An 18,120-nucleotide genomic window follows, 5' to 3' on the forward strand; every position below is an offset into this window, starting at 1 on the left:
TGCGTGGCCTGTGTTGCCTGCCCTATCTGTGTGGCCTGCCAACTCTGTGGTCACCGCATTCTGTGCGCTCCCTGCGTTCGCTGCGTGTCTGCGCCCCGTGCCACGAGAGGCGTGCGCCGCGTCAAGGTCGTGTGAAGTCGCGGGCCCTGAGCGCCAAGACCGCGACAAAGAGGCGCGGCTGCTGCCGAACACGCCACCACGCTGGGGCTGCCCTCCCCATCTCAGGGCACCACCCCAGGAGGTACGCAGCCCATGACCGCCCTGTCCATGCCGGCCGACTCAGCAGACACGGCAGGGCCGCCCGAACCGCCACGGCCCGTCCCCGGCGAACGGCACCGGCTCACCGCCGTGCAGGGTCTCGCCGCGCTGTCCCTCGATGCGATGGCATCGGTCGCCTACGGTCCCGAGGCCATCGTCCTGGTCCTGGCCACGGCGGGCGGCGTGGGGCTCGGCTACACCCTGCCCGTCACCCTGGCCATCGCCGCACTGCTCGCCGTACTGGTGGCCTCCTACCGTCAGGTCATCGCCGCGTTCCCCGACGGTGGCGGCGCCTACGCGGTCGCGCGAGCCCATCTGGGCCGCCGCACCTCACTGGTCGCCGCCGCCTCGCTGGTGCTGGACTACGTGCTCAACGTCGCCGTCTCGGTCACCGCCGGCGTGGCGGCCCTGACGTCGGCCTTCCCCGCGCTCTACGACGACCGGCTCCTGCTCTGTCTGGCCGTGCTCCTGCTGGTCACCGGAGTGAACCTGCGGGGGATCGTCGACTCGGCCCGGGTGTTCATCGTGCCCACGGCCGTCTTCGTCGGCTCGATCCTCACCTTGATCGTGGTGGGCCTGTTCCGCAGTGCACCTGCGTCCACCGAGGCTGCGGCCGGCCATGCGTCCATCGTCGGTGACAGTGCGACCACCGTGGGAGCGCTTCTGCTGGTGAAGGCGTTCGCCTCCGGCTGTTCGGCACTCACCGGGGTGGAAGCGGTCGCCAACGCCGTACCGTCCTTCCGCACCCCGGCCGCCCGCCGCGCCCAGCGGACCGAAGTGGCCCTCGGTGCGCTGCTGGGCGTGATGCTGATCGGGCTCTCAGTGCTGATCGGCCGCTTCCACCTCCAGCCGGTCGAGGGGGTGACCGTCCTCGCCCAACTCGCGGACGCTTCACTCGGCCACGGCTGGGGCTTCTACCTGGTGCAGTTCGCCACGGTGGTGCTGCTCGCACTGGCCGCGAACACCTCCTTCGGTGGGCTACCGGTGCTGATGTCGCTGCTGGCGCGGGACAACTACCTGCCGCACCTGTTCCAGTTGAAGGCGGACCGCGAGGTGCACCGCCACGGCGTGGTGGCGCTCGCCGCCGTGGCGGGGGTGCTGTTGTTCTTCTCCGGCGGGGACACCAACACCTTGGTGCCGCTCTTCGCGATCGGTGTCTTCGTGGGCTTCACCATCTGTCAGACGGGCATGGTCATCCACTGGCGCATCGACCGCTCGGCGGGCTGGCGGCTCAAAGTGCTGCTGAACGGTCTGGGCGCCGTGCTCACCGGCGTCAGCGCCGTGGTGGTGAGCGCCACGAAGTTCACCGAGGGTGCATGGTCGGTCCTGATCGCCCTGCCCATGCTGGTGGTGCTCTTCGAATGCGTCCACGGGGCGTACGGGAACCTCGACGAGCGGATGGAGTTCGGGCGGGTGCCGGCGGCACCGCACCGCTCCCGCTCGCTGGTGATCGTTCCCGTATCGCATCTGTCGCGGCTGACGCGGGAGGCGGTGAACGCGGCGGTGTCACTGGGGGACGAGGTACGCGCGGTCACGGTGGTCCACCAGGACGAGGACGACCGGGCCGCGGCACGGACCTTGCGGCGCGACTGGGAGCGGTGGAACCCGGGTGTGGAACTGGTGGAGTTGACCACCCGGCGCCGCACGATCGGACGGCCGGTGTCAGAGTATGTGCGCAAGATCTACCGCTACCACCCGGGCACCCGGGTGACGGTGTTGATCGCAGAGGTGGAGCCGGACCGGCTGTGGCAGCGGCTGCTCCAGAACCAACGGGGTGCGGTGCTGGCCCGTGCGGTGCGCCGGGACACGGCCGCCGTCATCTGTCGGCTGCGCTTTCGGCTGGCTGCACCGGGGCGGGCGGCGAAGGCACCCTGACACGGCAGCGCGCCCCGTGTCGATCTCCGTGTGAGGGCACGGAGTGACCGAACGGGGGGCCTTCAGCCCGCCACCTCCGCCGGCGCCCCTCCCCTCAGCAGGGCGGCGCCCAGGGGGGTGAGCGTGTGCAGCACGGCATTGCCGTGGCGCAGGGTCAGGACCAAGCCCGCCTCGCGCAGTACGGCGGCGTGCTGGCTGGCGGAGGCGAGCGATACACCTGCCCTTCGGGCGAGTTCACTGGTCGTACATCCATAGCGGATCGCCTGGAGAACGGCCGAGCGCGTGTGTCCGACGAGCTTGCCGAGCGACGGGGTGAGCGTGGAGCCGCTCGTCTCCCCGAACGCGGGATCGGGGGTGTGGGCGACCGGATAGACCAGCACCGGGGGGAGCTTCGGATCGCGGTAGACCACCGGGGTGCCACGGCAGAAGAAGGACGGCTGGAGCAGCAACCCCCGACCGTTCAGATGGACTTCGCGGTCGACGGGGTAGTCGGACTCCAGCACGGGGGCGCGCCAGCGGAGCACGGGGGGCAGCGAGCCGAGCAGTTCGGCCGCGCCGCCGTCGAGCAGCGCCCGCCCCCGTACGGCCCGGTCCGCCTCGACGCGGGCCTGGATCTGTGACCAGTACGGCACGATGGCGGCGCTGTGGTAGCTGCGGAGCACGGAGATGAGCTTGGCGAGCTGCTCCGGAGCGCCCTGGGCGAGGGCGGCGAGCCGACCGGAACGCTCAGCAGGTCGCTCCGCCGCGCGCTCGGCCGTCCGATCGCTGTCGGCGGCCCGCGCTGCTGACACCCGGTTCAGTTCGCATTGGAGTCTGTCGGGCGCGGTCGCGCGTATCGCTTCAAGTCCCGGCTCCAGGCCGCCCCTGCCTTCCGGAGGAGTCAGAAAGTCGGGGAAATAGCCGCGCGTCGGCACCAGCGCGGCCAGCAGACTCGTTTCACCATTCAACCGCGACCGTGTTTCCGACCGCCATTCTCCGAACACCTGAGCACGACGCCGCTCTCTCAATCGATGAAAGCTCAGAATCGTTTCCCACAACGCATCCGGTCTGACGGCCATTCGCACTCTGGCGAGGTCGTCCCCAGTGAAATGGATACGTAGCACTGAACCCCCACTGTTGCACCCGCAATCGCCCCGATCACTGAGTATGCACGCCATCACAACCGGTTACCACGGAGTTTCAGCCAGAGTTGAAATGTCTCGCCGGGGTTGGGTGCGAAACGAAAGGCTGTACGGCGTCGGGCAGGTTCCTTCTGTCTCCGATGGACGTGACGAGGACCGTGGGGGGCTTCGCACATCCGGCGGCGGGTGACAGAGGGTGCGGCTCCCTGTCCGGCTTGGGTAATGGGGCGCGGTACGTGGATGGGGATCCGCGTGCCGCGCCCCTCCTGTTCTTTGCTGAACGAACGACAGAAATAAGGTTCCGTCAAGATCAGCCAAAATCTTCATATTCACGCGAGCAACTGGCCTTGGCGAATGTGTCGAAAGAAACACCAGGGGTGGACACGCACTACGGCGTGTCCACCCTCTCTGTGTGTTAAAGAAGCGCGCACAGAAGTGAAGTTGAGCGGTGCGGCGGCCCCATGGGGCACCACCCCCGGGCGGCGTGAGTCAACTTTATCCAACGGCACTCAACGCATCTCAACGTCCCAGCGCGCGGGCTGCCCGCGGCCGGGGGTCCGTGGCCACTGCACGGGGGCGGGCGGACCACAGTCGTTCGTGCCGCGCAACGCGCCTTTACGGATTCACGGACTCGTTGAGTCGGGCGCGCCCGCTGACAGTGTCACCGCGCCGGCCCGCTGACGGGCCGGCGCGGCCGGATGATCAGCGGGAGTCGCTGCCCTTCGACTGGGCAGCCGCTCGGCCCGCCTCCAGCCGTGCCACCGGGATGCGGAACGGCGAGCAGGAGACGTAGTCGAGTCCGACCTCGTGGAAGAAGTGCACCGACTCCGGGTCTCCGCCGTGCTCACCGCAGACACCGAGCTTGAGATCGGGGCGGGTCGCACGGCCGGCCTCCACCGCGCTGCGCACCAGGGCCCCCACCCCGTCCCTGTCGATCGTCTCGAAGGGCGACACCCCGAAGATGCCCTTCTCCAAGTAGGCGGTGAAGAACGACGCCTCCACATCGTCGCGGGAGAAGCCCCAGACGGTCTGTGTGAGGTCGTTGGTGCCGAAGCTGAAGAACTCTGCGGCCTCGGCGATCTGTCCGGCGGTCAGCGCGGCCCGCGGCAGCTCGATCATCGTGCCCAGCGCCAACTTCAGCTCGACGCCCCGGGCGGCCCGTACCTCGGCGATGACCTTCTCGGCCTCGTCCCGGACGATCTCCAGCTCCTGCACGGTCCCGACCAGCGGAATCATGATCTCGGCGCGCGGGTCGCCCTTGGCGTTCAGACGGTCGGCGACGGCCTCGGCGATGGCCCGCACCTGCATGGCGAACAGCCCCGGGATGACCAGCCCGAGCCGCACCCCTCGCAGTCCGAGCATCGGGTTCTGCTCGTGCAGCCGGTGGACGGCCTGGAGGAGCCGCAGATCGTTCTCGTTGTGGTCCTTGCGCGACTCTGCGAGTGCCACGCGCACGGACAGTTCGGTGATGTCCGGCAGGAATTCGTGCAGCGGCGGGTCGAGCAGCCGTACCGTCACCGGCAGACCGTCCATCGCCTCGAACAGCTCGATGAAGTCGGCCTTCTGGAGCGGCAGCAGCTGTTCCAGGGCGGTGGAGCGCTCCTCGTCGGTGTCCGCGAGGATCAAGCGCTCGACCATCCCGCGGCGTTCGCCGAGGAACATGTGCTCGGTGCGGCACAGGCCGATGCCCTGAGCTCCGAACCGCCGTGCCCGCAGGGCGTCCTCGGCGTTGTCGGCGTTGGCGCGCACGCGCAGCCTGCGCACCCGGTCCGCGTACGCCATGATCCGGTGCACGGCGGCGACCAGTTCGTTGGCGTCGTCCGCACCCGCGTGCATCCGGCCCTCGAAGTACTCGACGACCGGGGACGGGACGACCGGCACCTCGCCCAGGTACACCTTGCCGGTGGAACCGTCGATGGAGACGACGTCGCCCTCTTCGATGACCGTGCCGTTCACGGTCATCCGGCGCCGCTTGGTGTCGACCTCCAGGTCCTCAGCGCCGCACACACAGGTCTTGCCCATGCCGCGGGCGACGACGGCGGCGTGGGAGGTCTTGCCGCCCCGGGAGGTGAGGATGCCCTGGGCCGCGATCATCCCGTCCAGGTCGTCGGGGTTGGTCTCCCGGCGGATGAGGATGACCTGCTCACCCGAGCGGGACCACTTGACCGCGGTGTACGAGTCGAAGACCGCCTTGCCGACGGCCGCACCGGGCGAGGCCGCGATGCCCCGGCCGAGCAGTTCGACCTTGGCGTCCTCGTCGAAGCGCGGGAACATCAACTGGGCGAGTTGGGCGCCGTTGACGCGCTGGAGCGCCTCAGCCTCGTCGATCAGCCCCTGGTCGACGAGTTGGGTGGCGATCCGGAAAGCGGCGCCCGCGGTGCGCTTGCCGACACGGGTCTGGAGCATCCACAGCTGACCGCGCTCCACCGTGAACTCGATGTCGCACAGATCGAGGTAGTGGTTCTCCAGCGTCTCCATGATCTGCATCAACCGGTCGTACGACGCCTTGTCGATCGACTCCAACTCGGCGAGCGGAACGGTGTTGCGGATGCCCGCGACAACGTCCTCACCCTGGGCGTTTTGGAGGTAGTCGCCGTAGACGCCCTGCTGGCCGGAGGCGGGGTCGCGGGTGAAGGCGACGCCGGTGCCCGAGTCGGGGCCCAGGTTGCCGAACACCATCGAGCAGATGTTGACGGCCGTGCCGAGGTTGTTGGGGATGCGTTCCTGACGGCGGTAGAGCCGTGCGCGGTCGCCGTTCCAGGACTCGAAGACCGCCTTGATGGCGAGGTCCATCTGTTCCCGCGGGTCCTGCGGGAAGTCCCGGCCCGCCTCGGACTTCACGATCTTCTTGTACTGCTTGACGAGCTTCTTGAGGTCGGCCGCGTCGAGATCGGTGTCGACGGTGACGTTCTTCGCCGACTTGGCGTCCTCCAGCGCCTCTTCGAAGAGGTCGCCGTCGACGTCGAGGACGGTCTTGCCGAACATCTGGATCAGTCGGCGGTAGGAGTCCCAGGCGAAGCGCTCGTCACCGGCCTGCTGGGCGAGTCCGACCACGGACTCGTCGGACAGACCGATGTTCAGGACGGTGTCCATCATGCCGGGCATGGAGAACTTCGCACCGGAGCGTACGGATACCAGGAGCGGGTCGTTCGCCTGCCCCAGCTTCTTGCCCATGCGCTGTTCGAGTGCGTCGAGGTGTGCGCTCACCTCGTCCCGCAGCGCCGCGGGCTCCGTTCCGCTGTCGAGGTAGACCTTGCACGCCTCGGTGGTGATGGTGAAGCCCGGAGGGACCGGCAACCCGAGGTTGGTCATCTCGGCGAGGTTGGCACCCTTGCCCCCGAGGAGGTCTTTCAGATCCCTGTTGCCTTCGGTGAAGTCGTAAACGAACTTCTGCCCGCGAAGGTCCTGACGATCCTGGTTTTCCGGCACGGCTCTCGACTCTCCCCGAAGCTCGGTGGCTGCCCTGACGGCGAGGAACATACCCATATCAAAGGCTTTTGGGCACGCCCACTTGGCCGTCATACGGCTGTAACCACTCGTCCGCCACCAGATCGAAAGTGACCGCCAAGTGAAGGGCACACAGCAGCCCGCTCGGCATGTGTTCACAACTTGAACGCACGGGCACACGGCGCGAGCAGTTCACCCCGTTCGGCGACGCTGGGTGGTATTCGACTTCAGCGAATGAAGCCAGAGAGGGTGGCACTGAGTGCCGCCCTTATGAGAGGTGAGGGAATCATATGTGCGCTCAATTGAGCGCAACCCTTATCAAGGGTGGTGTTAATCACGCCTTATCGGAGGAGGTCGGTCCACCATCCGGACCAGGAGCCACCACCCCCGCGCCATCGAAACCGTCCGCTCCCCGGCCCGATCCCTCGGCGCTCAGGAGCACGCTCCTGCTCCGCGGCAGTAGCAGCGGAGTGGCCAGGAGGAGGACTCCCGCGGCGGCGATCGCGGCGCGCGGGCCGGTGAAGGCGGCAAGAAGCCCCCATCCGGCGGTCAGGGCCGCGATCGAGAGGCTGGTGCTGACCGACCAGGCGGCCAACGTGCGGGCGACCCGGTCCGGGTCTGCGTGGTGGAGCCGATAGGTGGCCAGCACCGGATTGAACAGACCGCAGCAGGTCACCAGGCCGAACTGGACGACGATCACCAGGACGATTCCGAAGACGCCGGGCTGGACGAACGCCAGACCCAGCGGCCACCACGCACGCAGTGTTCCGGCGGCAAGCAGCACCTCGTACTGTCCGAACCGCTTCACGAGCAGGTGGGCGAGGCGCGAGGCGACCAGACCGCCGATGCACGGGGCTGCGAACACGAGACCGTACTGCCAGGGGGCGTATCCGAGGCCGCGCAGCAGAAGGAGGGCGAGCAGCGGTTCGGAGGCCATGATCAGGCCGTTGACCGCGATCGCATTGAGGAACAGCGGGCGCAGCACCGGGTGCGTGAGGATGTGGCGCCATCCTTCGAACAGTTCGCGCGGGTGCAATCGCTGGGCACCGGCCCGTTCGGGGCTCGGTTCCGTCCCGCCGATGCTGCGGATGCCCAGCGCCGAGAGCAGATAGCTGGCCGCGTCGGCGGCCACGGTCGTCACCGGGCCGAACATCCCGACCGCCACCCCTCCGAGCGGTGGTCCGAGCATGGTCGCGCTCCAGGTCGTGGACTCGAACCGGCCGTGCGCGACGAGGAGGTCCCCCGGGGGCAGCAGCGCCCGCAGATAGGCGCCGCTGGCCGCCCTGAAGGCGATGTCGGCCGCGGCGACGACGACGGAGACGATGAGGAGTTGGGCGAAGCCGAGCCATCCGAGCGCGAACGCGACGGGGATGCTCATGAGCGCCGCGAACCGGGTCAGGTCCATCGCCACCATGACGGGCCGTTTGCGGCGGAACTCGACCCACGGGCCGAGCGGTAACGCGACCAGCGCCCCAACAGCCCGCCCCGCCGCGGCCAGTGCCGCCACCTGGGCCGGCCCCGCGTCCAGCACGACGATCGCCAGCAGCGGGAACGCGCCGAACCCGAGCGAGGTGCCGTACGCGCTGATGGCGTACGCGCCCCACAGCCGTCGAAATCGGCGCCCCAGCCCCCGCTTCACCGCCATGCCTCGCTCGACCCCCGCCCGGGACACACACCCACACGCTCACCTGACCGCAGGCATCAAACCCCACAGCGGCAGCCGGAGGGGCTCGGTCCGGACAACCGACACGGAAGGGGCGAGCCGCTAACCGGTGGTCGTGTGCGTCTGGGGGTCGACCAGCGGTCCGTTAGCCGAGTGTGGCCCGGAGTGCCACGACGCCGGGGAACCGGGGCCGGGGCAGGCGGCAGGGCGGCGGGAGGCTCAGCCGCCCGAGGTGTCCAACTCGGCGTCCGCGCCGAGTGCCGCACAGTCGTAGGGGTCCTTCAGCCAGCCGTCCGGCAGCACCACCCGGTTGTTGCCGGAGGTGCGCCCCCGCGGTCCGTCCGCCCCCAACGGCCAGGGCTGGTCCAGCTCCAACAGCCCCAACTGGTCGTCGAGTTCGGCCAGCGACGAGGTGATCGCGAGTCGCTTGCGCATCTCGGAGCCGACCGCGAACCCCTTGAGGTACCAGGCCACGTGCTTGCGGAAGTCGATCACGCCACGGGATTCATCGCCGATCCACTCCCCCAGCAGTTCGGCGTGGCGGCGCATCACGGCTGCGACCTCGCGGAGCGTGGGTGTCGCGGCGGGACCCCCGCCGCCCTCGAAAGCGGCGACCAGATCGGCGAAGAGCCAGGGGCGCCCCAGACAGCCGCGCCCCACGACCACACCGTCGCAGCCGGTCTCGCGCACCATCCGCAGGGCGTCGTCCGCCGACCAGATGTCCCCGTTGCCGAGCACCGGAATCTCCGGGACGTGCTCCTTGAGTCGCGCGATGGCGTCCCAGTCGGCAGTGCCGCCGTAGTGCTGGGCGGCGGTGCGACCGTGCAGGGCGATGGCCGTGACCCCCTCGTCCACCGCGATCCGTCCGGCGTCCAGATAGGTGATGTGGTCGTCGTCGATGCCCTTGCGCATCTTCATCGTGACCGGAAGGGCGCCTGCGTTCCCCACGGCCTCGTGCAGGATCGCGCGCAGCAGCGGCCTCTTGTACGGGAGGGCCGATCCGCCGCCCTTGCGGGTCACCTTGGGGACGGGGCAGCCGAAGTTGAGGTCGATGTGATCGGCGAGGTCCTCGTCCACGATCATGCGGACGGCCTTGCCGACGGTCACCGGGTCCACTCCGTACAGCTGGATGGAACGCGGGGTTTCGTTCTCATCGAAGTGGATCAGATGCATGGTCTTCTCGTTGCGCTCGACCAGCGCCCGAGTGGTGATCATCTCGCTGACGAAGAGCCCCTTGCTGCCCGGTTCCGCCGGCGTTGCCGTCCGACCGCCGAAGGTGCGGACGCCTTCGGCGAACTCCCGGCACAGTGTCCGAAAGGGGGCATTGGTGATCCCGGCCATCGGCGCGAGCACCACCGGGGGCGTCACCGCGTGCGGACCGATGGCGAGCTTCGGGTAGGAGGGGGCAGACGTGGTCATCCGTCCATTGTCGCGTACGGCATTGCGTGCGAGTGCATTCGTTAGTTAGACGTACTATCGGCGCATGTCCGAGCTCACTCCTCGGCGACGGCTGCTCGTCCTGGGCATCTGTTGCATGAGCCTGCTGATCGTCAGCCTCGACAACACCATCCTGAATGTCGCCCTACCTTCCATGGGCGAGGAGTTGGGCGCCTCCGTCTCCGGCCTGCAGTGGACGATCGACGCCTACACCCTCGTCCTCGCCTCGCTGCTGATGCTGGCGGGCTCCACCGGGGACAGGATCGGCCGCCGCAAGGTGTTCATGGCCGGTCTGGTGCTCTTCACGCTCGGCTCGCTGCTCTGTTCGCTGGCCCCCACGCTCGAATCGCTGGTCGCCTTCCGGATGGTGCAGGCCGTGGGCGGTTCCATGCTCAATCCGGTCGCCATGTCGATCATCACCAACACCTTCACCGACCCCGCCGAGCGGGCCCGGGCGATCGGTGTGTGGGGCGGGGTCGTGGGGATCTCCATGGCCGCCGGCCCACTGATCGGCGGGCTGCTCGTGGACACCGTGGGCTGGCGGTCGATCTTCTGGGTGAACCTGCCCGTCGGCGTGCTCGCCCTCTTTCTGACCTGGCGCTACGTCCCCGAGTCCCGGGCGCCCAAGCCACGGCGGGTGGACCCCGTGGGCCAACTGCTGATCATGGTTCTCCTCGGCTCGCTGACGTACGCGATCATCGAGAAGAGCCTGGTCTTCGGGCTGATCGCGGCCGTCGCCCTGCTCGGAGTGCTCATCTACGAACCGCGGCGCACCGAGCCGCTGATCGATCTGCGGTTCTTCCGCAGCGCACCCTTCACCGGGGCCACGGTCATCGCCGTGTCCGCCTTCGCCGCACTGGGCGGCTTCCTCTTCCTCAACACGCTCTACCTCCAGGACGTCCGCGGCTACTCGGCCCTGCACGCGGGGCTGTACATGCTCCCGATGGCCGGGCTGACCCTGGTCTGCGCACCCCTGTCGGGACGCCTGGTGGGCAGTCGGGGACCGCGCCTACCGCTGCTGGTCGCGGGGACGACGATGGCGGCAAGCGGTGTGCTGTTCGCCGTGTTCGAGGCCGAGACCTCGACGGCGCTGCTGTTCACCGGATACGTACTGTTCGGGGTGGGTTTCGGCATGGTGAACGCGCCCATCACCAATACGGCGGTCTCCGGCATGCCCCGCGCCCAGGCCGGTGTCGCCTCCGCGGTCGCCTCCACCAGCCGGCAGATCGGGCAGACGCTGGGCGTCGCGGTGATCGGAACCGTACTGGCCTCGGGGGTCGCGGTGGGAACGAGTTCCCCCACCTATGCGCAGGACTTCGTCGATACCGCCAGGGTCGCCTGGTGGATCATCGCCGGCTGCGGTCTGTGCGTCCTGGTGGTGGGCGCCGTGACGAGCGGCCCTTGGGCGCGGAGCACGGCCGGTCGCTGTGCGGAGGTGCTGGAGGGACGGGAGCCCGTCACGAGGGCCGCGGACGCGGCGCCGGGCGCCCGCGGCTGAACCGCCGACCGCGTGCCGTCCCCCGGACGCCGCCACAGGGACACGGACGCGCGAGGGCCCCGCACCCGTACATGCCGTACGTGGTGCGGGGCCGTCGATCGTCGCTGGGTGTCAGGACTCGTTCGCCGAGGACTCCTGGACCTGCTCGGGCTCATCGGACGCGTCGCGCTGCTCGCCGTCGGTGTCCTGGGCCCGCTCGCGCATCTTGCGCAGCAACTCCGCCTTATGGTCTGCGGCGACCTGGCGATCGGCGTTGCGCGCCGGGCCGTTGCCCTGCTGGTCGGCACGGGACAGCTTCTTGCGCTGTCCCCCCACACCGAGAAGGTTGTTGCGGCTCTTGGCCATGGTGCTCTCCCATTGGGTGGTGAGAAGTGACTTGGGGGGTCGTCAGATGAGGGCGGGTGACCGCCGCTCTCTCACTCGTAGATCTGGAAGAACGAAGACATGAGGCTGACGGTACCTGTCCTGGAGAAGGGGCGGCATCCGATTTTCCGTCGGATGCTGCGGTGGACGTGCAGGTGCACTCGCTACCGATGGCGGGAGGCCGCGCGGCCTGCCAACTGCCCGCCATCGGCTCCGTACCGTGCGAAGGGGCCGCCGGACAGTAGCGCCCGGACGGCCCCCGCAGAGCTCGGGTGTCAGCAGCCGAGGAGACGGCTGCCGAGGTAGGACTGGATCTGGTCCAGGGAGACGCGCTCCTGCGTCATGGTGTCGCGCTCACGCACGGTCACCGCGTTGTCGTCGAGAGTGTCGAAGTCGACGGTGACGCAGAACGGAGTACCGATCTCGTCCTGACGACGGTAGCGGCGGCCGATCGCGCCCGCGTCATCGAACTCGATGTTCCAGTTCTGCCGCAGGTCGGCCGCCAGGCCCTTGGCCTTTGGGGAGAGCTGCGGGTTGCGCGAGAGCGGCAGCACCGCGACCTTCACCGGGGCCAGGCGCGGGTCGAGACGCATCACGGCGCGCTTCTCCAGGACGCCCTTGGCGTTGGGCGCCTCGTCCTCGTTGTACGCGTCGAGGAGGAAGGCCAGCATCGCGCGGCCGACACCGGCGGCGGGCTCGATGACGTACGGGGTCCAGCGCTCGCCGGCTTCCTGGTCGAAGTACGAGAGGTCGTGACCGGACGCCTTGGAGTGGGCGGTGAGGTCGAAGTCGGTGCGGTTGGCGACACCCTCCAGCTCGCCCCACTCGTTGCCGCCGAACTGGAAGCGGTACTCGATGTCGGCGGTGCGCTTCGAGTAGTGGGAGAGCTTGTCCTTGGGGTGGTCGTACCAGCGCATGTTCTCTTCGCGCATGCCGAGGCCCGTGTACCAGTTCCAGCGCTGGTCCATCCAGTACTGCTGCCAGTGCTCGTCCTCGCCGGGCTTGACGAAGAACTCCATCTCCATCTGCTCGAACTCACGGGTGCGGAAGATGAAGTTGCCGGGCGTGATCTCGTTCCGGAACGACTTGCCCATCTGGGCGATGCCGAACGGCGGCTTCTTGCGCGAGGTCTGCTGCACCTGGGCAAAGTTGGTGAAGATGCCCTGGGCCGTCTCGGGACGCAGATAGGCGACGGAGCCGGAGTCCTGGGTGGGGCCGAGGTGGGTGGCGAGCAGACCCGAGAACTGCTTGGGGTCGGTGAAGGCGCCCTTGGTGCCGCAGTGCGGGCAGTTGATGTCCGCCAGGCCGTTCTCGGGGGTCCTGCCGTGCTTGGCCTCGTACGCCTCGATCAGGTGGTCGGCACGGTAGCGCTTGTGGCAGGAGGTGCACTCGGTGAGCGGGTCGCTGAAGGTTGCGACATGGCCGGAAGCCTCCCAGACCTCACTGGCCAAGATCACCGACGAGTCGATGCCGACGACGTCCTCACGCGAGGTGACCATGTAGCGCCACCACTGACGCTTGAGGTTCTCCTTCAGTTCCACGCCCAGCGGCCCGTAGTCCCAGGCGGCCTTCTGACCGCCGTAGATCTCGCTGCAGGGGTAGACGAAGCCACGGCGCTTGCTCAGGTTGACGATCGTATCGATCTTGTCGGCGGCCACGGTGCTCTCTTCATAGGACGACGGCTAACGGCGAATGGTTCAGATTACCGGCGGGCGCACCCCTGGGATCAAATCGGTTGCGGCCCCCGCCTCGGACCGGGCTTTGTTGACAATCGTTTCCATTTTTGTTGAAAATGAGTGTCATGAACATAGGACGCCTTATACGCACAACAGCCGCCACCGGTGCAGTGGCGCTCGGCCTGGTCGCCGTGTCCGCCTGCGCCTCCTCCGATGCCGCCGACGGCAAGGAGAACGGCAAGCTGAAGGTCGTGGCGTCCTTCTACCCCATGGAGTACCTGGCCGAGCGCATAGGAGGCGACCATGTCTCCGTCTCCACCCTGACCAAGCCGGGTGTCGAGCCGCACGACCTGGAGCTCAAGCCGCGCCAGACCGCCGAACTGGGCGAGGCAGGTCTGATCCTCTACCTCAAGGGCATCCAGCCCGCCGTGGACAAGGCCATCGGCCAGTCCGAGGCCAAGCACAAGATCGACGCCGCCACCCTCACCAAGTTGGAGACCCACCAGGGCACCGACCACGGCCATGACCATGGCACGGAGGAGCACGGCACGGAAGGCCACTCCGAGGAAGATCACGACCACGCGAGCGAGGCCGGCGGCGATCCACACATCTGGCTCGACCCGGTGAAGTACGCCGAGGTCGCCAAGGGCGTGAACAGCGCCCTCGCCAAGGCGGACCCGGACAACTCCGCGGCCTACCAGAAGAACACCGACGCCCTGGTGGGCGAGCTGAACACGCTGGACGCCGCCTACCGCCAGGGCCTCAAGAGCACCACCACCAAGACCTTCATCACCACCCACACCTCCTTCGGCTACCTCGCCGAGCGGTACGGGCTGGACCAGGAGGGCATCTCCGGCGTCAACCCGGAATCCGAGCCCAGCCCGGCCAGGATCAAGGAGCTCCAGGCCCTGGCGGCCAAGGAGAAGGTGACCACGGTCTTCTTCGAGACGCTCGCCAGCGACCGCACGGCCAAGACACTGGCCGACGACACCGGGCTGAAGACGGACGTCCTCGACCCGCTCGAAGGCATCACCGACAAGTCCAAGGGCGACGACTACGTCGCCGTGATGGAGTCGAACCTCACCGCCCTCAAGAAGGCCCTGGGCGCGAAATGAAACCACCGTGGGAGGCAGCTGTGCCATCGGGGAGCGAACCCGTCATATCCCTCTGCGGAGCCCGGGCCACGCTCGGCTCCCGGCCCGTGCTGCGCGGCGTCGATCTGACCGTCACGCGCGGCGAGGTGGTCGCCCTGCTCGGCGCCAACGGCTCCGGCAAGTCCACCGCCGTACGCTCGCTCATCGGGCAGGTGCCCCTCACCGAGGGTGAGATCGCGCTCTTCGGCACCGAGCTGCGGCACTTTCGCCAGTGGTCGCGCATCGGCTACGTGCCGCAGCGCACCACCGCCGCCAGCGGAGTGCCCGCGACGATTCGCGAGGTCGTCTCCTCCGGCCGGCTCTCCCGGGCCCGGCTGGGCCGGCTCTCCCGGGCCGACCGGGCGGCCGTGGACCGCGCCATCGAACTCGTGGGGCTGAGCGACAGGGCCGAGGACTCGGTGAGCGCACTCTCCGGCGGCCAGCACCAGCGTGTGCTGATCGCCCGCGCTCTCGCCTCTGAACCCGAACTGCTGATCATGGACGAGCCCATGGCAGGCGTCGACCTCGCCAGCCAGGAGATCCTCGCCGACACCCTGCGCGACCAGGTCGCGGCCGGTACGACCGTCCTCCTCGTCCTGCACGAGCTGGGCGCCATCGAGCCCCTGATCGACCGGGCCGTGGTGCTGCGCGACGGCTGTGTGGTCCACGACGGACCGCCCCCCAAGGCCACCGGTCAGCACGCCCTGCCCGGCCACGACCACGTACATCCGCACGCGGCCCACGAGCCGCTCCGCACGGGACTGCTGAGCTGATCATGGAAATCCTGGAAACGGCCTTCATGCAGCGGGCGCTCCTCGCGGCGCTCCTCGTCGGAATCACCGCGCCGGCCGTCGGCATCTATCTGGTGCAGCGACGGCAGGCACTGATGGGCGACGGCATCGGCCATGTCGCCATGACCGGTGTCGGCCTCGGCTTCCTGCTCTCCACCAACCCCATCTGGATGGCCACCGTCGTCTCGGTGATCGGTGCCGTCGCGATGGAGCTGATCAGGGCCTACGGCAAGACGCGCGGGGACATCGCACTGGCGATGCTGTTCTACGGCGGCATGGCGGGCGGTGTCCTGCTGATCAATCTGTCGGACACCGGGTCCACGGCGAACCTCGGTTCGTTCCTGTTCGGCTCGCTCTCCACGGTCTCCGACGCCGACCTCACCGCGATCGCCGTACTGGCCGCCTTCGTGATGCTGGTGTCGGTGGGACTGCGGCGGCAACTATTCGCGGTCAGCCAGGACGAGGAGTTCGCGCGGGTCACCGGACTGCCGGTGCGCGCCCTGAACCTGCTGATCGCCGTGACGGCCGCCGTCACCGTCTCGGTCGCCATGCGCGTGGTGGGACTCCTGCTGGTGAGCGCGCTGATGGTGGTTCCCGTGGCGGCGGCGCAGCAGATCTCCCGCTCGTTCAAGGCGACGTTCGCGCTGGCCGTGGCGATCGGCGTGATCGTGTCCCTGGCAGGCACCACCACCTCGTACTACCAGGACGTACCGCCCGGGGCGACGATCGTGCTGCTCGCGATCGCCGTGTTCATCCTGTTGACCGCCGTCGCCGCTCCGCTGGCGAAGCGACGGGCCCGACACCACGTCCCACCAGCGGCGCCGGGCCGCGCCGAGTGCGATTCGGAGCTGCCGGGTATGCGTCAGCCGGGTGACGGCGTCAGGGCCTGATCCCGACCTGGCAGAATTGGCCCCCATTAGCATGGTGGTCGAAGCAAGGAGGCACCTGTGGCGACTGCGCCCAGCGGCGGTAACACCGCCTCAGTGCGAGGGCGGTCCACACGACAGCGTGCCGCCGTCGCGGCGGCGCTCGACGAGGTGGATGAGTTCCGCAGCGCACAGGAACTCCACGACATGCTCAGACATCGCGGCGACTCCGTGGGTCTGACGACGGTCTACCGCACCCTGCAATCCCTGGCCGACGCCGGCGAGGTCGATGTCCTGCGCACCAGCGACGGCGAGTCCGTCTACCGACGCTGCTCGACCGACGACCACCACCACCATCTGGTGTGCCGCGGCTGCGGCAAGGCGGTGGAGGTCGAAGGTCCGGCGGTGGAGCAGTGGGCGGAGACGGTGGCCGCCCAGCACGGCTTCGTGAACGTGGCGCACACCGTGGAGATCTTCGGCACCTGCGCCGACTGCGCGAACGCCTGAGGCAGCCGGTCGAACTCCCGAATGGGGTCAGACCCGCCGTAGCCGCCCGTCGAGCAGCGCCCGCAGACCGTCTATGCCTGCGGGTGCTGCGGGCTGCTGCACGCCCCGCTTGGGGAGCACGACCAGACCGACCGCGCCCTTGTCCGCACTGAGCAGGACGAAGTGCTCCGCCGTCTCCACGTACCGGTTGAGGAGCGTCCAGTCGGAGGAGTGCGAGAACCGTTCGGCGGTGAAGTGCACCCCCTGCTCGTCGAGCACGGCCCGGTACTCACCGTGCTCCTTGGTCAGCCGGTGGTACTGCCGTGCCATGAGCCGGGGCAGGAACAGCGTCAGTACCACCAGGAAGATCCCCGCGGTCACCAGCATCGCCGCAGCGGGGTCGGTCACCCGACCAGTGGCGTCGAAACGGATCCAGGCCGCCGCGAAGGCGGCGAGCGCCCCGATGGGCCATCCCACCAGTTGGGCACGGCCCGACCGGGTCTTCCTCCGCTGGACGAGCACCCCGATGAGGATGTCCGCGTAAACGGGCCAATAGGCCAGCTCCACGGACTCCGGTACGGCCCCGGCGGCGTGATCGGTGTGATCGGTCTGGTGAGCGTGGTGGGCGTTCTCAGCCACGTGCCTGCCCCGGGACCTCGTTGGGGATCGCACCGCCGAAACGACGGTCGCGCTGGGCGTACTCCAGACAGGCCCGCCACAGGTCGCGACGGTCGAAGTCCGGCCACAGCACGTCCTGGAAGACGAACTCCGCGTACGCGCTCTGCCAGATCAGATAGTTGGAGCTGCGCTGCTCGCCGCTGGGGCGCAGGAAGAGATCGACGTCCGGCATATCCGGGTAGTACAGGTACTTCTGCACCGTCTTCTCACTGACCTTGGACGGGTCCAACTTGCCCGCGGCCACATCGAGGGCGATGCGCTGTGCGGCGTCGGCGACCTCCGCCCGGCCGCCGTAGTTGACGCAAAAGTACAAGGTCATGGCGTCGTTGTCCTTGGTCTGCTCCTGGGCGACCTGGAGTTCCTGGACGACCGACTTCCACATCTTGGGCATCCGGCCGACCCAGCGGATGCGGATGCCCAGCTCGTTCATCTCATCGCGGCGGCGACGGATGACATCACGGTTGAAGTTCATCAGGAAGCGGACCTCGTCGGGCGAACGCTTCCAGTTCTCGGTGGAGAAGGCGTACAGGGAGAGGTTCTTGACGCCCATCTCCAGACAGCCCTTCAGCACGTCGAGGACGACGCCCTCGCCCACCTTGTGGCCCTCCGTGCGCGGCAGTCCCCGTTCCTTGGCCCAACGGCCGTTGCCGTCCATGACACAGGCCACATGGTTGGGCACCAGCTCACCGGGGATCTTCGGCGGCCGGGCGCCGGAAGGGTGCGGCTCGGGAACCTTGTAGTCGCGGCGGGCCCTGCCCAGGATTCCGCGTCGTGCCATGCGATTCACATCTCCTGTCGCTCTGCTGGTGCTTCTTGGACATCCCGGTG

The 18,120-nt window shown here is 68.4% G+C and carries 14 protein-coding genes; 6 read left to right on the forward strand and 8 right to left on the reverse strand.

The features are described 5' to 3' along the window. Positions 1-252: 252 nt before the first annotated feature. Complete coding sequence (locus OID54_RS12895) at positions 253-2,133, forward strand: APC family permease (RefSeq protein ID WP_329018506.1); 1,881 nt, start codon at positions 253-255, stop codon at positions 2,131-2,133. A 62-nt stretch (positions 2,134-2,195) separates the two neighbouring features. Here the strand turns inward: OID54_RS12895 and OID54_RS12900 are convergent, their stop codons facing one another. The 4 genes from OID54_RS12900 to dusB all read right to left on the reverse strand — a co-directional run bounded on the left by OID54_RS12900 (position 2,196) and on the right by dusB (position 9,783). Further along, the gene (locus tag OID54_RS12900) at positions 2,196-3,236 is read right to left on the reverse strand and encodes an ArsR/SmtB family transcription factor (RefSeq protein WP_329018509.1); all 1,041 of its coding nucleotides are present in this window, start codon (positions 3,234-3,236) and stop codon (positions 2,196-2,198) included. A gap of 720 nt (positions 3,237-3,956) precedes the next feature. Next, positions 3,957-6,776, reverse strand: a complete 2,820-nt coding sequence (ppdK, locus tag OID54_RS12905; protein WP_329018513.1) for a pyruvate, phosphate dikinase — start codon at positions 6,774-6,776, stop codon at positions 3,957-3,959. 259 nt (positions 6,777-7,035) lie between these two features. After that, positions 7,036-8,346: an MFS transporter gene (locus OID54_RS12910; RefSeq protein ID WP_329018516.1), complete on the reverse strand. Its 1,311-nt coding sequence runs from the start codon at positions 8,344-8,346 to the stop codon at positions 7,036-7,038. Between the two features lie 237 nt (positions 8,347-8,583). Then, positions 8,584-9,783, reverse strand: coding sequence for a tRNA dihydrouridine synthase DusB (dusB, locus tag OID54_RS12915; protein WP_329018518.1), 1,200 nt, complete (start codon positions 9,781-9,783; stop codon positions 8,584-8,586). A 64-nt stretch (positions 9,784-9,847) separates the two neighbouring features. Between dusB and OID54_RS12920 the strand changes: the two genes are divergently transcribed. Further along, complete coding sequence (locus tag OID54_RS12920) at positions 9,848-11,299, forward strand: MFS transporter (RefSeq protein WP_329018520.1); 1,452 nt, start codon at positions 9,848-9,850, stop codon at positions 11,297-11,299. Between the two features lie 111 nt (positions 11,300-11,410). Here the strand turns inward: OID54_RS12920 and OID54_RS12925 are convergent, their stop codons facing one another. Continuing rightward, positions 11,411-11,644 carry a DUF6243 family protein gene (locus OID54_RS12925; RefSeq protein ID WP_329018523.1) on the reverse strand — a complete coding sequence of 78 codons (234 nt, stop codon included), beginning with the start codon at positions 11,642-11,644 and terminating at the stop codon, positions 11,411-11,413. A 293-nt stretch (positions 11,645-11,937) separates the two neighbouring features. Beyond that, positions 11,938-13,320 (reverse strand): glycine--tRNA ligase, encoded by a 1,383-nt coding sequence (locus tag OID54_RS12930; protein WP_329018526.1) that lies wholly within the window; start codon positions 13,318-13,320, stop codon positions 11,938-11,940. 143 nt (positions 13,321-13,463) lie between these two features. On the opposite strand from OID54_RS12930, the gene OID54_RS12935 reads away from it, so the two are divergent. The 4 genes from OID54_RS12935 to OID54_RS12950 are packed head-to-tail and all read left to right on the forward strand — an operon-like array spanning position 13,464 to position 16,635. Next, a complete protein-coding gene (locus OID54_RS12935; RefSeq protein ID WP_329018528.1) occupies positions 13,464-14,453 on the forward strand; it encodes a metal ABC transporter substrate-binding protein in 990 nt (329 codons plus the stop codon). Continuing rightward, positions 14,450-15,244 carry a metal ABC transporter ATP-binding protein gene (locus tag OID54_RS12940; protein WP_329018532.1) on the forward strand — a complete coding sequence of 265 codons (795 nt, stop codon included), beginning with the start codon at positions 14,450-14,452 and terminating at the stop codon, positions 15,242-15,244. Before OID54_RS12935 ends, OID54_RS12940 begins: the two co-directional genes overlap by 4 nt. A 2-nt stretch (positions 15,245-15,246) precedes the next feature. Then, complete coding sequence (locus OID54_RS12945; protein WP_329018535.1) at positions 15,247-16,152, forward strand: metal ABC transporter permease; 906 nt, start codon at positions 15,247-15,249, stop codon at positions 16,150-16,152. 57 nt (positions 16,153-16,209) lie between these two features. Then, the gene (locus OID54_RS12950; RefSeq protein ID WP_329018538.1) at positions 16,210-16,635 is read left to right on the forward strand and encodes a Fur family transcriptional regulator; all 426 of its coding nucleotides are present in this window, start codon (positions 16,210-16,212) and stop codon (positions 16,633-16,635) included. 27 nt (positions 16,636-16,662) lie between these two features. Here OID54_RS12950 and OID54_RS12955 read toward each other — a convergent pair whose 3' ends face one another. Then, positions 16,663-17,253 carry a YcxB family protein gene (locus OID54_RS12955; protein WP_329018541.1) on the reverse strand — a complete coding sequence of 197 codons (591 nt, stop codon included), beginning with the start codon at positions 17,251-17,253 and terminating at the stop codon, positions 16,663-16,665. Beyond that, positions 17,246-18,070: an isoprenyl transferase gene (locus tag OID54_RS12960; protein ID WP_329018544.1), complete on the reverse strand. Its 825-nt coding sequence runs from the start codon at positions 18,068-18,070 to the stop codon at positions 17,246-17,248. Before OID54_RS12960 ends, OID54_RS12955 begins: the two co-directional genes overlap by 8 nt. Positions 18,071-18,120: the final 50 nt, after the last annotated feature.

The sequence above is a fragment of the Streptomyces sp. NBC_00690 genome (assembly GCF_036226685.1).
In the GTDB taxonomy this organism is placed as follows: domain Bacteria; phylum Actinomycetota; class Actinomycetes; order Streptomycetales; family Streptomycetaceae; genus Streptomyces.